General features: G+C 60.5%; 14 protein-coding genes. 2 read left to right on the top strand and 12 right to left on the bottom strand.

The window, feature by feature from the left end; all coding sequences use genetic code 11:
• Nucleotides 1–81 precede the first annotated feature (81 nt).
• Entirely contained in the window at nucleotides 82–1,656 is a 1,575-nt protein-coding gene (locus tag JUI81_RS23880; protein WP_204125186.1) for a flagellar hook-length control protein FliK, read from the top strand.
• Nucleotides 1,653–1,982 carry an EscU/YscU/HrcU family type III secretion system export apparatus switch protein gene (locus tag JUI81_RS23875; protein ID WP_018925069.1) on the top strand — a complete coding sequence of 110 codons (330 nt, stop codon included), beginning with the start codon at nucleotides 1,653–1,655 and terminating at the stop codon, nucleotides 1,980–1,982. The genes JUI81_RS23880 and JUI81_RS23875 overlap by 4 nt, the downstream gene beginning before the upstream one ends.
• A gap of 117 nt (nucleotides 1,983–2,099) precedes the next feature.
• On the opposite strand, the gene JUI81_RS23870 is transcribed toward JUI81_RS23875, so the two are convergent.
• The 12 genes from JUI81_RS23870 to fleN form a co-directional block, all read right to left on the bottom strand.
• Complete coding sequence (locus JUI81_RS23870; protein ID WP_019579590.1) at nucleotides 2,100–2,492, bottom strand: DUF2802 domain-containing protein; 393 nt, start codon at nucleotides 2,490–2,492, stop codon at nucleotides 2,100–2,102.
• Nucleotides 2,493–2,978: a chemotaxis protein CheW gene (locus JUI81_RS23865; RefSeq protein WP_007938663.1), complete on the bottom strand. Its 486-nt coding sequence runs from the start codon at nucleotides 2,976–2,978 to the stop codon at nucleotides 2,493–2,495.
• A 74-nt stretch (nucleotides 2,979–3,052) separates the two neighbouring features.
• Nucleotides 3,053–3,919 carry a CheW domain-containing protein gene (locus tag JUI81_RS23860; RefSeq protein WP_096479720.1) on the bottom strand — a complete coding sequence of 289 codons (867 nt, stop codon included), beginning with the start codon at nucleotides 3,917–3,919 and terminating at the stop codon, nucleotides 3,053–3,055.
• A 30-nt stretch (nucleotides 3,920–3,949) separates the two neighbouring features.
• Nucleotides 3,950–4,738: a ParA family protein gene (locus JUI81_RS23855; protein ID WP_018925066.1), complete on the bottom strand. Its 789-nt coding sequence runs from the start codon at nucleotides 4,736–4,738 to the stop codon at nucleotides 3,950–3,952.
• A gap of 43 nt (nucleotides 4,739–4,781) precedes the next feature.
• Nucleotides 4,782–5,678, bottom strand: a complete 897-nt coding sequence (motD, locus tag JUI81_RS23850; protein WP_370695253.1) for a flagellar motor protein MotD — start codon at nucleotides 5,676–5,678, stop codon at nucleotides 4,782–4,784.
• 12 nt (nucleotides 5,679–5,690) lie between these two features.
• Nucleotides 5,691–6,431 (bottom strand): flagellar motor protein, encoded by a 741-nt coding sequence (locus JUI81_RS23845; RefSeq protein ID WP_007938659.1) that lies wholly within the window; start codon nucleotides 6,429–6,431, stop codon nucleotides 5,691–5,693.
• Nucleotides 6,431–7,561 (bottom strand): chemotaxis response regulator protein-glutamate methylesterase, encoded by a 1,131-nt coding sequence (locus JUI81_RS23840; RefSeq protein WP_204125185.1) that lies wholly within the window; start codon nucleotides 7,559–7,561, stop codon nucleotides 6,431–6,433. The genes JUI81_RS23845 and JUI81_RS23840 overlap by 1 nt, the downstream gene beginning before the upstream one ends.
• Nucleotides 7,562–7,610: 49 nt before the next feature.
• The gene (locus JUI81_RS23835; RefSeq protein WP_204125184.1) at nucleotides 7,611–9,878 is read right to left on the bottom strand and encodes a chemotaxis protein CheA; all 2,268 of its coding nucleotides are present in this window, start codon (nucleotides 9,876–9,878) and stop codon (nucleotides 7,611–7,613) included.
• A gap of 37 nt (nucleotides 9,879–9,915) precedes the next feature.
• Nucleotides 9,916–10,704, bottom strand: coding sequence for a protein phosphatase CheZ (locus JUI81_RS23830; protein ID WP_204125183.1), 789 nt, complete (start codon nucleotides 10,702–10,704; stop codon nucleotides 9,916–9,918).
• A gap of 21 nt (nucleotides 10,705–10,725) precedes the next feature.
• On the bottom strand, nucleotides 10,726–11,097 hold the full coding sequence (locus JUI81_RS23825; protein WP_003183998.1) for a chemotaxis response regulator CheY: 372 nt from the start codon (nucleotides 11,095–11,097) through the stop codon (nucleotides 10,726–10,728).
• A gap of 167 nt (nucleotides 11,098–11,264) precedes the next feature.
• The gene (gene fliA, locus JUI81_RS23820; protein ID WP_007894214.1) at nucleotides 11,265–12,005 is read right to left on the bottom strand and encodes an RNA polymerase sigma factor FliA; all 741 of its coding nucleotides are present in this window, start codon (nucleotides 12,003–12,005) and stop codon (nucleotides 11,265–11,267) included.
• Nucleotides 12,002–12,832 (bottom strand): flagellar synthesis regulator FleN, encoded by an 831-nt coding sequence (fleN, locus tag JUI81_RS23815; protein ID WP_003222917.1) that lies wholly within the window; start codon nucleotides 12,830–12,832, stop codon nucleotides 12,002–12,004. Before fleN ends, fliA begins: the two co-directional genes overlap by 4 nt.
• Nucleotides 12,833–12,906: the final 74 nt, after the last annotated feature.

Here is a 12,906-nt window from a genome sequence, read left to right as displayed (position 1 = left end):
GCCACTCAGCGAAAGACGGGCGGCATTATACATGGCGTTCCCTACTCTCAAGAGTGCAATTTCCTCAGGTTGTGTCCGCGTATGACAGGCGAAATGAACATCCTCCCGCTCCCGCCAACCACCCCGGCGACTTCGCGTCCATTGGTGATCAGCGGCGAGTTGCTCAAGCTGCTGACGCCGATGGAGGGCTTGATCACGGCCGGGCAGACTGCCAAGGCTGAAGTGCTGTCGCTCAAGCAGGCGGATCAGACCTTTCAACTGTTGCTCAAGGTCACCCTCGACAGCGGCCGCCAGACCACGGTCCAGGCCACCAGCACTCAGCCGTTGCCCCAAGGCGCCAGCCTGACGATTACCCAGCCGTCGGCGGGTAATCTGGCGGTCACGGTGCAACAGGCCATCGCCTCCAGTGTCGCCACCCTCACCCGTATCGACACCGCGCAACTGCCGGTCGGCACCCTGCTGCAAGGTAAAGTATTGACCTCTCAGATGATGCCGCAGGTGCCGGGCCAGCCGACGGTGTTTCGCTCGATGGTGAGCCTGCTCAACACCGCGCTGAGCGGCAGCACGCTGAGCATCGACAGCCCGACACCGCTGCGCATCGGCACCTTGCTGAGTGCCTTGGTGCAGGACACCCAGACACTCAAATTCGTGCCGCTGAGCAGCCGTCAGGAACAGTTGGCGGTGACGCAACAATTGGTCAGCCAGCAAAGCCGCCAAGGTTCTCTGGATGGCTTGATCAAACTCCTGCAAAACCTGCCGCCCTCGGATCAGACCTCCAGCGACCTGCGCGCGGCCGTGGACAAATTGCTCGCCGGCCTGCCGGACGTCCAACAATTGAGTACGCCCAAAGGCCTGGCCCAGGCGCTGGCCAACAGTGGCCTGTTCCTCGAAGCCAAATTGCTGACCGGACAAAACCCGACGCTGGCGCCAGACATGAAAGGCGACCTGCTCAAGCTGATCGCCCAACTGACGCCGGGCTTGCCGGCCAACACCAATCTCACCGCAATCATTGCCGCCAACACCCTGGCCCAGGCCATGCCGAGTTTCGTGCGCAATGCCCTCGGCATGCTCGGGCAAGTCAGCGCCAAACCGTCACCGACCAGTTTTCCGCTGCCCGAGCGCCTGCTGCAAAGCGCGGAAGGCGAAGATGATCTCGAGCACCTGCTGCGCCTGGCGGCTGCGGCGGTTTCACGTTTACAAAGTCATCAGCTGTCGAGCCTTGAGCAGACTGGCGTCACCAGTGACGGGCGGTTGATGAGCACCTGGCAACTGGAAATCCCCATGCGCAACCTGCAGGACATCGTGCCGTTGCAGGTCAAATTCCAGCGCGAAGAAGCCCCCGAAAAAGAACAACCGCGCGAACGGCGCGACGAACGCGAACCCAAGCAACCGCTATGGCGCGTCGAGCTGGCGTTCGACATGGAACCGTTGGGGCCGTTGCAGATTCAGGCCCAACTGATCCAAGGCAGCCTCTCCAGTCGGTTGTGGGCCGAACGGCCGTACACCGCGAGCCTGATCGAAAACAATCTGGCCGCGCTGCGCCAGCGCCTGCTGGATTCCGGGCTGAACGTCGGCGATCTGGATTGCCACCTCGGCACACCGCCACAAGGCCCTCAAACCCGTCTCGAACAACGCTGGGTCGACGAAACCGCATGAACGAATCCACCGCACCGCGCCAGGCCATCGCCCTCAAGTACGACGGCAGCCACGCCCCTACCCTTACGGCCAAAGGTGACGAAGAACTGGCTGAAGAAATTCTGCGGATTGCCCGTGACTACGAAGTGCCGATTTACGAGAACGCCGAGTTGGTAAAACTGCTGGCGCGGATGGAATTGGGCGAGAGTATTCCCGAGGAGTTGTACCGCACGATTGCCGAGATCATTGCGTTTGCCTGGAATCTGAAAGGCAAGTTTCCGGCGGGGCATGATCCGCATGCGGTGACGGTGGAGAAGGATGTCACCGAGCGCGGGGATGATTATTGAATCTTTGTTGAATGTAAGAAGATCGCAGCCTCGTTTCACTCGACAGCTCCTACAGGGCGTACACCATCCCAATGTAGGAGCTGTCGAGTGAAACGAGGCTGCGATCTTTTGCCCTTTTCAGTTTCTGTGCAACTTGCTCATCAACTCCGCCTCAGCCTGGGTCAACCCGCAAGACTGAGTCAGCTCATCGACGCTGGCCCCCATCCCCACCAGACGCGCGGCCTGGGCGAATGAAAGGCTCGATGGATCACGCTGTTCCAACTGCGCCAGTTTGTCCGGCAACGGTCCGACCACCGCGCGCAGTTCGTGCAGGTCTTCACCCATGCGCACGTTGCCGCTTTGGTAGTCTTCGACGCGTTTGGCCAGATCCTTGATGCGCTGATCGCGCAGCGCATCGCCCTGGGCCTGTTGTGCGGCGATCTGCCTTTGAGCGCGGATGTACGCCAGGAACATCGCCAGCGTGCCTGCCCACAAAAGGAACAGGACAATCACAGCCACCTCAAGAATCAATCAGATACTCTCCAGTTCCGACCATTCTTCTTCGCTCATCATCTTGTCCAGTTCGACCAGGATCAGCAATTCGTTGTTCTTGTTGCACACGCCTTGAATGAACTTGGCGGACTCCTCGTTACCGACGTTCGGTGCGGTCTCGATTTCCGACTGACGCAGATAAACCACTTCAGCCACGCTATCGACCATGATCCCGACCACTTGCTTGTCGGCTTCGATGATGACGATGCGGGTGTTGTCACTGACGTCGACCGTACCCAGGCCGAAACGCTGGCGGGTGTCGATCACGGTGACCACGTTGCCGCGCAGGTTGATGATACCCAGCACGTAGCTCGGGGCACCCGGTACCGGAGCGATTTCGGTGTAGCGCAGGACTTCCTGAACGCGCATCACGTTGATGCCGTAGGTTTCATTGTCCAGCTTGAAGGTGACCCATTGCAGGATCGGATCTTCGGAACCTTTTGCCGCCGTCGCCTTGTCATTCATACCCTGACCCCTCGAAAAACCGCCCTAGCGGTGTGTATTCAGTGCACCGGCACTTGAATGCCGATGCGTGTTTTTTATGTCGGTTTGTGGTTCGGCTTACTGCCGCCCATGTGCTTCGCCCCGCCGCTGGCGATCAATTCGGCCAGTGCGGCGACATCGAGCAAGGCGCACATGTGTTCAATCACCGTGCCGGCGAGCCATGGCCGCTGCCCCCGGTGACTTCTCCATTTGATTTCATTCGGGTCCAGGCGCAACGAGCGGCTGACCTGATGCACCGCCAGCCCCCACTCATAGCCCTGGACCGAAATAACGTATTGCAGGCCCTGGCGGAAATCATCGCGGTAGCGGTCCGGCATGACCCAGCGTGCGGTATCCAGCACTTTCAGGTTGCCGGCCTGGCTTGGCAGGATCCCGAGGAACCATTCCGGCTGACCGAACAACGGCGTCAGCTCGTGGCCGGCCAGGGAATAAATCGAGCCCAGGCACACCAGCGGCACCGCCAGGGTCAACCCGGCGACATCGAACAACAGGCATTCGAACGGCTCGGCCGCCCAGGCCGGACGATCGTCGTTTTCCACCGGAGGCGGCGTGTTGCTCGGCGGCAGATGAACTTCCACCACCGGCGGCACCAACGCTTGCAGTAGCGGTGCAATGGTCGAGACAGGTGCCAGAATCGGTGCCGGTGCGTCGATCACAGCTACCGGCGTTTTCACCACTGGCGCGACGACAGGAGCTGCGGCCACTGCGGGTGTCTGCGCATCCCGGGCCTGTTCTTCGAGCACCGCCGCCTGGAACTCGTCCAGGGCAGCTTCAGCCTCGACAACCTCGGGCAGCACCTCGACTTCTGGCAGCAACTCTTCGGTCGCGTCCTGCAGCAAGCCATCCAGATAAGACTGAAGGGCCAATTGCGGGCGCGAGGTGATCTTCACCGGCCGGGTCATGCGAATACCATCGTAGGAATCAGGCTCATCTCAAGCCACCTGCGGAACAAGTTGCTGGGCGAGCAGATGCTTGAGCAGTGCGCGGTAGGCGAGAACGCCGCGACTCTTGCCATCGAATTGCGAAGGCGTCAGCCCTGCCCGGCTCGCGTCACGCAAGCGGGTGTCGATCGGGATGTAGCCTTGCCAGATTTCTTCCGGGTACTTGTCGCGCAACACGCGCAGAGTGCCAAGCGAAGCCTGGGTACGGCGGTCGAACAGGGTCGGCACGATGTTGAACGGCAACGCCAGTTTGCGCGAGCGGTTGATCATCGCCAGCGTGTTGACCATGCGTTCCAGGCCTTTGACCGCCAAGTGCTCGGTCTGCACCGGAATCACCAACTGCTGGCTGGCCGCCAAGGCATTGACCATCAGCACGCCGAGCAACGGCGGGCTGTCGATCACGGCGTAATCGAAGTCTTGCCACAACTGCGCCAGACTCTTGGCGATCACCAGGCCCAAACCGCTCTGGCCCGGCGACTGGCGCTCAAGGGTGGCCAGCGCGGTGCTCGACGGCAACAGGGAAATGCGTTCGTCACTGGTGGGCATCAACAGCTGACCGGGCAAGCCTTGCGGCACGTTGCCCTTGTGCAGAAACAGGTCGTAGCTGCTGTGCTCCAGGCTGTCGGGGTCGTAACCGAAGTAGCTGGTCATGGAGCCGTGGGGGTCGAGATCGACCACAACCACGCGCTTGCCCGCCTCCGCCAGTAAACCGGCTAAAGCAATGGAGGAAGTGGTTTTACCGACACCACCCTTTTGATTGGCAACTGCCCAGACTCTCATTCGGATTGTTCCTCCCGGTCGAAAAGGCCAACCGAGAAATAGCTCAACGTATTAATGCGGGTGACGGAGAATTGACGGCACTCTCGCGTCCCGGCGACTTGACCGGGGTCGGTGCAGTTTGTGTGCCAGCCCGCTTCAATGCGGCATCCGGTTGTGCATGAGCCGTTCCGGTACCGGTGAGGCTACGGCGTACATCAAGATTGCGTGACACCACCAGCACCACCCGACGGTTGCGCGCACGGCCTTCTGCGGTGGCGTTGTTGGCCACTGGCTGGAATTCGCCATAACCCACCGATGCCAAGCGACCAGGGTTCACGCCCTGCATCGCCAGCATCCGCACGATGCTCGCCGAACGGGCCGAGGACAGCTCCCAGTTGGTCGGGTATTGCGCGGTGCGGATCGGCTGATCGTCGGTGAAGCCTTCGACGTGGATCGGGTTGTCGAATGGCCGCAGGATCGCGGCGACCTTGTCGATAATGTTGAACGCAATGTCGCTGGGCATGGCGTCGCCGCTGCCGAACAACAGGCTGGAGTTGAGTTCGATCTCAACCCACAACTCGTTGCCGCGCACGGTCATCTGATTGGAACTGATCAAGTCGCCGAACGCCGCGCTGATGTCATCGGCGATGCTTTTGAGTGGATCATTGGCGGCCTGGGCGATGCCGGCGTCGATCTGTTCGCTGTCCTTGACCAATGGCTTGGCCGGGGTCACGGTCTTCGGTCGTTCTTCGCCGATGGGAATCGGCTTGAGGGCGCGGTCAGAGTCGGTAAACACTCCGATCAACGCCTCGGAAATGATCTTGTACTTGCCTTCGTTGATCGAAGAGATCGAGTACATCACCACGAAGAACGCGAACAGTAAGGTAATGAAGTCGGCGTAGGAAACGAGCCAGCGTTCGTGATTGACGTGTTCTTCAGGTTGCCGACGACGAGCCATAATCCATTTCCCCCATCAATCCATGAAGCCCTGAAGCTTCAACTCAATAGAGCGAGGGTTTTCACCTTCGGCGATCGACAGGATCCCTTCCAGCAACATTTCGCGATAGCGCGACTGCCGCAACGCGATGGACTTGAGCTTGGCGGCAATTGGCAGCAGCACCAGGTTGGCACTGGCCACGCCGTAGATGGTGGCGACGAAGGCGACGGCGATGCCGCTACCCAGTTGCGATGGATCGGCCAGGTTGCCCATGACGTGGATCAGACCCATCACCGCACCGATGATACCGATGGTCGGCGCGTAGCCGCCCATGCTTTCAAAGACTTTGGCGGCTTCGATGTCGCGGCTTTCCTGGGTGTAGAAGTCCACTTCCAGAATGCTGCGGATCGCTTCCGGCTCGGCGCCGTCCACCAGCAGTTGCAGGCCTTTGCGCGAGTAGCTGTCGGGTTCGGCGTCGGCCACCCCTTCCAGCCCGAGCAAACCTTCCTTGCGAGCGGTCAGGCTCCAGTTCACTACGCGGTCAATGCCGCCGGCCAGGTCCACGCGAGGTGGAAACAGAATCCAGGCAAGAATCTGCATGGCACGCTTGAAGGCACTCATCGGCGATTGCAGCAGCGCGGCACCGATGGTGCCACCGAGGACGATCAACGCTGCCGGGCCGTTGGCCAGCGCGCCAAGGTGACCGCCTTCAAGGTAGTTGCCGCCGATGATGGCGACGAACGCCATGATGATCCCGATAAGGCTGAGCACATCCATCAGATGCAAGCCTCAACCAGGTGCCGACCGATGTCGTCGAGGCTGTACACCGCATCCGCGAGTTCGGCTTTGACGATGGCCATCGGCATGCCGTAGATCACACAACTGGCTTCATCCTGGGCCCAGATCGCACTGCCGCCCTGCTTGAGCAGACGCGCGCCTTCGCGACCGTCGGCGCCCATGCCGGTCAGTACCACCGCCAGAACTTTGTCGCCGTAGGACTTGGCCGCCGAGCCGAAGGTGATGTCCACGCACGGCTTGTAGTTCAGGCGTTCGTCGCCCGGCAGGATTTTCACCGCGCCACGGCCATCGATCATCATCTGCTTGCCACCCGGTGCCAGCAGCGCCAGGCCCGGACGCAGGATGTCGCCATCCTCGGCTTCCTTGACACTGATGCGGCACAGCTTGTCCAGGCGCTCGGCGAAGGCCTTGGTGAAGGCGGCCGGCATGTGCTGGATCAACACGATGGGTGCCGGGAAGTTGGCCGGCAACTGTGTCAGAACCCGTTGCAGCGCAACCGGGCCGCCGGTGGAGGTACCGATGGCGACCAATTTGTAGGCTTTGCGTTTCGGCGCAGGCGATGACGGAGTCGCTGCATGGGAGCGCGCCGCAATCGGTGCCGGTGCCGGACGCGCAGGCGCGCTGCTGCCGTAGCTGCCGACGCTCGAAGGCGCAGGCGTCGGGGCTGGCGCAGCGACCGGTGCCGGAGGTGTATAGGCACTGACACGACGGTTACTGCGCGAGATGCTGAGAATCTTCTCGCACAGCAGTTGCTTGACCTTCTCCGGGTTACGGGAGATGTCTTCGAAATTCTTCGGCAGGAAGTCCACTGCGCCGGCATCCAGCGCATCGAGGGTGACCCGGGCGCCTTCGTGGGTCAGCGAGGAGAACATCAACACCGGGGTCGGGCAGCGCTGCATGATGTGCCGCACCGCCGTGATGCCATCCATCATCGGCATCTCGTAGTCCATGGTGATCACGTCTGGCTTGAGGGCCAGGGCCTGATCGATCGCCTCTTTTCCGTTGGTCGCCGTACCGACGACCTGGATGTTTGAATCCGCTGCAAGAATTTCCGAGACGCGGCGGCGGAAAAACCCCGAATCGTCCACCACCAGGACTTTGACTGCCATAAACACTCCGTTAGACGGGGCGAGGCTCTGGCGCCCCGCTCCCCCAGAATCAAATACGCCGTGCGGCGTAACGCTTGAGCATGCTCGGAACATCGAGAATCAGAGCAATGCGGCCGTCACCGGTGATGGTGGCACCGGACATGCCCGGGGTTCCCTGGAGCATTTTGCCCAATGGCTTGATGACCACTTCTTCCTGGCCCACCAACTGATCGACGACGAAGCCGATCCGTTGAGTGCCCACCGAAAGGATCACCACATGGCCCTCGCGCTGCTCTTCGTGAGCGGCGGAGCTGACCAGCCAGCGCTTGAGGTAGAACAAGGGCAGCGCCTTGTCCCGCACGATCACCACTTCCTGGCCGTCCACCACGTTGGTGCGCGACAGGTCGAGGTGGAAGATCTCGTTGACGTTCACCAGCGGGAACGCGAACGCCTGGTTGCCGAGCATGACCATCAGCGTCGGCATGATCGCCAGGGTCAACGGGACCTTGATGACGATCTTCGAGCCTTTGCCCTTGGTCGAGTAGATATTGATGGTGCCGTTGAGCTGGGCGATCTTGGTTTTCACCACGTCCATGCCCACGCCACGACCGGACACGTCGGAGATCTCGGTCTTGGTCGAGAAGCCCGGCGCGAAGATCAGGTTGAAGCAATCGGACTCGCTGAGACGGTCCGCCGCATCCTTGTCCATCAAACCTTTTTTCACGGCGATACCGCGCAAAACGTCAGCGTCCATGCCCTTGCCGTCATCGGAGATGGACAGCAGGATGTGGTCGCCTTCCTGCTCTGCGGACAGGATCACTTTGCCGCTGCGAGGCTTGCCCATCGCTTCGCGATCAGCCGGCTCTTCGATACCGTGGTCGACCGAGTTGCGCACCAAGTGGACCAACGGGTCGGCCAGGGCCTCGACGAGGTTCTTGTCGAGGTCGGTTTCTTCACCGACCAGTTCCAGGTTGATCTCTTTCTTGAGCTGGCGAGCCAGGTCGCGAACCAGACGCGGGAAGCGCCCGAAGACTTTCTTGATCGGTTGCATCCGGGTCTTCATGACCGCGGTTTGCAGGTCGGCCGTGACCACGTCGAGGTTCGACACGGCCTTGGACATGGCTTCGTCGCCGCTGTTGAGGCCCAGACGGACCAAGCGGTTACGCACCAGTACCAACTCGCCGACCATGTTCATGATTTCGTCGAGACGCGCGGTGTCGACCCGCACGGTGGTCTCGGCTTCGCTGGTCGGTTTTTCCGCGGGCGGCGCGGCCGGGGCACGAGCAGGAGCCGGTGCAGCAGCGGCAGCAGGCTTCGGTGCTTCTGCTTTGGGCTCGGGGGCTTTTGGCTCGGGTGCTTTGGCCACAGGTGCTGGCGCCTTGGCAACCGGAGTCGCTACCGAAGCAACAGCAGAAGCAGTGCCCACTTCAGTGAACTTGCCCTTGCCATGCAATTCGTCGAGCAGCGATTCGAATTCATGATCGGAGATCAGATCGCTACCGGCCGCAGCGGCGGTTGGCGCAGCCGGGGCTGGCGCCGAAGCGATTGCCGATTCCAGCGCATCGACCGCAAAGTTGCCTTTGCCATGCAACTGGTCGAGCAGTGCTTCGAACTCGTCGTCGGTGATATCGGAGCTGTCGCCGGCGGCTTTCGGAGCAGCCGGTGCAGCAGGCGCTGCGGCCACTGCATCGGCGGCGAACTGGCCTTTGCCGTGCAGTTGATCGAGCAACGACTCGAACTCGGCATCGGTGATTTCGTCACTGGCGGCTGCATCGGCGGCAGGCTGCGAAACAGGCTGCGCAGCCGCTACGGGCGCCTCGGCCTGGGCCTTGACGGCGTTCAGCGAGTCCAGCAGTTGTTCGAATTCGTTATCGGTAATGTCGCCCGTTTCGCTTTCGGCGACCGGTGCTTCAACCACTTCAGCGACCGGTGCCGGTGCGGCTTCCATTTGCGGCTCGGCCAGACGGGCCAGCGCCGCGAGTAATTCAGGCGTGGCAGCCGTGATCGGGCTGCGTTCGCGGACTTCGCTGAACATGCTGTTCACCGCGTCCAGCGCTTCGAGAACCACGTCCATCAGTTCCGAGTCGACGCGACGCTCACCCTTGCGCAGGATGTCGAACACGTTCTCGGCGATGTGACAGCACTCCACCAGCTCGTTGAGCTGGAGGAAGCCGGCGCCCCCTTTTACAGTGTGAAAACCGCGAAAAATTGCATTGAGCAAGTCCGCATCATCAGGTCGGCTTTCCAGCTCGACCAGCTGCTCGGACAGTTGCTCTAGAATCTCGCCGGCCTCAACCAGGAAATCCTGAAGGATCTCTTCATCGGCGCCGAAGCTCATTAAGGGGGTGCTCCTACAGGTCTAAAAACCCAGAAAACTAAAATCCAAGACTGGATAACAAATCGTCCACATCGTCCTGACCGGACACAACGTCTTCTCTTTTATCGGCATGAATCTGCGGACCTTCACCCTGAGAGAGATGTTTTTGTGGATCTTTTTCAGCAAGCATCGCCTCACGGTCGTGTTCGATACCCGCAAAGCGGTCTACGTGACTGGCCATGAGCACGAGCTTGAGCAGATTGCTTTCAACTTCGGTGACCAATTGGGTCACACGCTTGATCACCTGACCGGTGAGGTCCTGGTAATCCTGGGCCAGCAGAATGTCGTTGAGGTTGCTCGACACGACGCGGTTGTCTTCACTGCTGCGTGTCAGGAAACCATCGACCCGCCGGGCCAGTTCGCGGAACTCTTCAGCCCCGACTTCGCGACGCATGAACCGCCCCCAATCCGTGCTCAGCGCCTGGGCTTCATCGCTCAGGCTGTTGATCAGCGGCGTGGCGTTTTCCACCAGGTCCATGGTGCGGTTGGCCGCGGCCTCGGTCAGCTTGACCACATAGGACAGGCGCTCAGTGGCATCCGTAATCTGAGACACTTCCTCGGCTTGCGGCATGTGCGGGTCAATCTGGAAATTGACGATCGCGCTATGCAGCTCGCGGGTGAGCTTGCCCACTTCCTGATACAGGCCGCGGTCACGGGTCTGGTTGAGCTCATGGATCAGTTGCACAGCGTCGCCGAACCTGCCTTTTTCAAGGCTTTCGACCAGTTCGACCGCGTGTTTTTTCAGGGTCGACTCGAAATCGCCCTGTGAAGATTCGTTATGCTCCATAGCTCCCCCGTGCGCAGTACATCAGCCGATGCGTTCGAAAATCTTCTCGATTTTTTCTTTCAACGCCTGGGCTGTGAAGGGTTTGACCACATAGCCGTTAACACCGGCCTGGGCCGCCTCGATGATTTGCTCGCGCTTGGCTTCGGCAGTCACCATCAGCACTGGCAGATGCTTGAGCTTTTCATCGGCGCGCACGTGACGCAGCAGATCGATACCGGTCATGCCAGGCATGTTCCAGTCCGTTACCAGAAAGTCGATGCTTCCGCTGTTGAGAACCGGAATGGCAGTGGTGCCATCGTCAGCCTCGACCGTGTTGGTGAACCCAAGGTCACGCAACAGGTTTTTTATGATCCGCCGCATCGTTGAGAAGTCATCAACGATGAGGATTTTCATGTTCTTGTCCAATTCGACCTCCAAGCAGTCTTAAACGCGCCCAGCACCTGGACGCGCCATTTCAATCAATCCGGCAAAGCACTCAATGACTGTCTGGAGCACAACAGATCGAGACCGGTACGGTTCAACACCACACCAGCTCCATTCGCAGTGTCCCCACACTGCCTTCAGCGCGCTCGCCACTCCCCCAAACGCCCCCGCAAACGGGCCGCGCACTGGCTGTGTAACTGGCTGACCCGAGATTCACTGACCCCCAGGACCTCACCGATTTCCTTGAGATTCAACTCTTCGTCGTAGTACAGCGCCAACACCAGTCGCTCACGCTCCGGCAAATTGGCAATCGCGTCCGCCAGCGCCGCCTGGAAGCGTTCATCTTCCAGATCGCGTGACGGCTCGAGATGAGCACTCGCGCCATCCTCATGCAGCCCTTCGTGTTCGCCGTCCTGCAACAGATCGTCGAAACTGAATAACCGGCTGCCCAGGGTGTCGTTCAAAATCCCGTAATAATCGTCGAGACTCAATTGGAGTTCGGCCGCAACTTCGTGATCTTTAGCGTCACGGCCGGTTTTAGCTTCAATCGAGCGAATCGCGTCGCTGACCATGCGGGTATTGCGGTGGACCGAACGTGGCGCCCAGTCCCCCTTGCGCACTTCATCGAGCATCGCGCCGCGGATTCGAATACCCGCGTACGTCTCGAAACTCGCGCCTTTGCTGGCGTCGTATTTGGTTGATACTTCAAGCAGGCCGATCATCCCGGCCTGGATCAGGTCTTCGACCTGGACACTGGCCGGCAGACGCGCCAGCAAGTGGTAGGCAATGCGTTTGACCAGTGGCGCGTAACGCTCGATCAGCTCGTACTGCGCGTCACGTGCCGACTTCTTGTAGAGGTTGTAACCGCTGGCTGTCATAGCACGGGTCCTGCCGTTTGTTGCACGAGGCGCTCGACGAAAAATTCCAGGTGCCCACGCGGGTTGGCCGGCAGTGGCCAGGTATCGACTTTCTGCGCAATGGCCTTGAACGCCAGGGCGCACTTGGAACGCGGAAAGGCTTCATACACCGCGCGTTGCTTCTGCACGGCCTTGCGCACGCTTTCGTCGTAAGGCACCGCGCCGACGTATTGTAAGGCGACGTCGAGGAAGCGATCCGTGACCTTGGTCAACTTGGCGAACAGGTTGCGGCCTTCCTGCGGGCTCTGCGCCATGTTGGCCAGGACGCGGAAGCGGTTCATGCCGTAGTCGCGGTTAAGCAGTTTGATCAGCGCGTAGGCGTCGGTGATCGAGGTCGGCTCGTCGCACACCACCAGCAAGACTTCCTGCGCGGCGCGCACGAAGCTGACTACCGAGTCACCAATGCCCGCAGCGGTGTCGATCACCAATACGTCGAGGTTGTCGCCGATGTCGCTGAATGCCTGGATCAGGCCGGCATGCTGGGCCGGGCTCAGATGAACCATGCTCTGGGTGCCGGAGGCGGCCGGGACGATGCGGATACCGCCAGGCCCTTGCAACAGCACGTCGCGCAGCTCACAGCGGCCTTCGATCACGTCGGCCAGCGTGCGTTTGGGTGTCAGTCCCAACAGAACGTCGACGTTCGCCAGCCCCAGATCGGCATCCAGCAGCATGACGCGCCGGCCGAGCTCAGCTAGAGCCAGGGACAAGTTCACTGACACGTTAGTCTTCCCGACGCCACCTTTGCCGCCGGTCACCGCGATCACCTGTACGGGATGCATGCTGCCCATGTTATTTCTTTACCTTGTCTTACTTAGACGGAGGCCACATTACTGGCTGCGCGTTCACCATCGGAACAATGCAT

It is taken from the genome of Pseudomonas sp. 008, from assembly GCF_016861935.1.
Taxonomy (GTDB): domain Bacteria; phylum Pseudomonadota; class Gammaproteobacteria; order Pseudomonadales; family Pseudomonadaceae; genus Aquipseudomonas.
The sequence above is the reverse complement of the archived record's forward strand: the minus strand, read 5'-3'. Positions and strand labels throughout refer to the sequence as shown.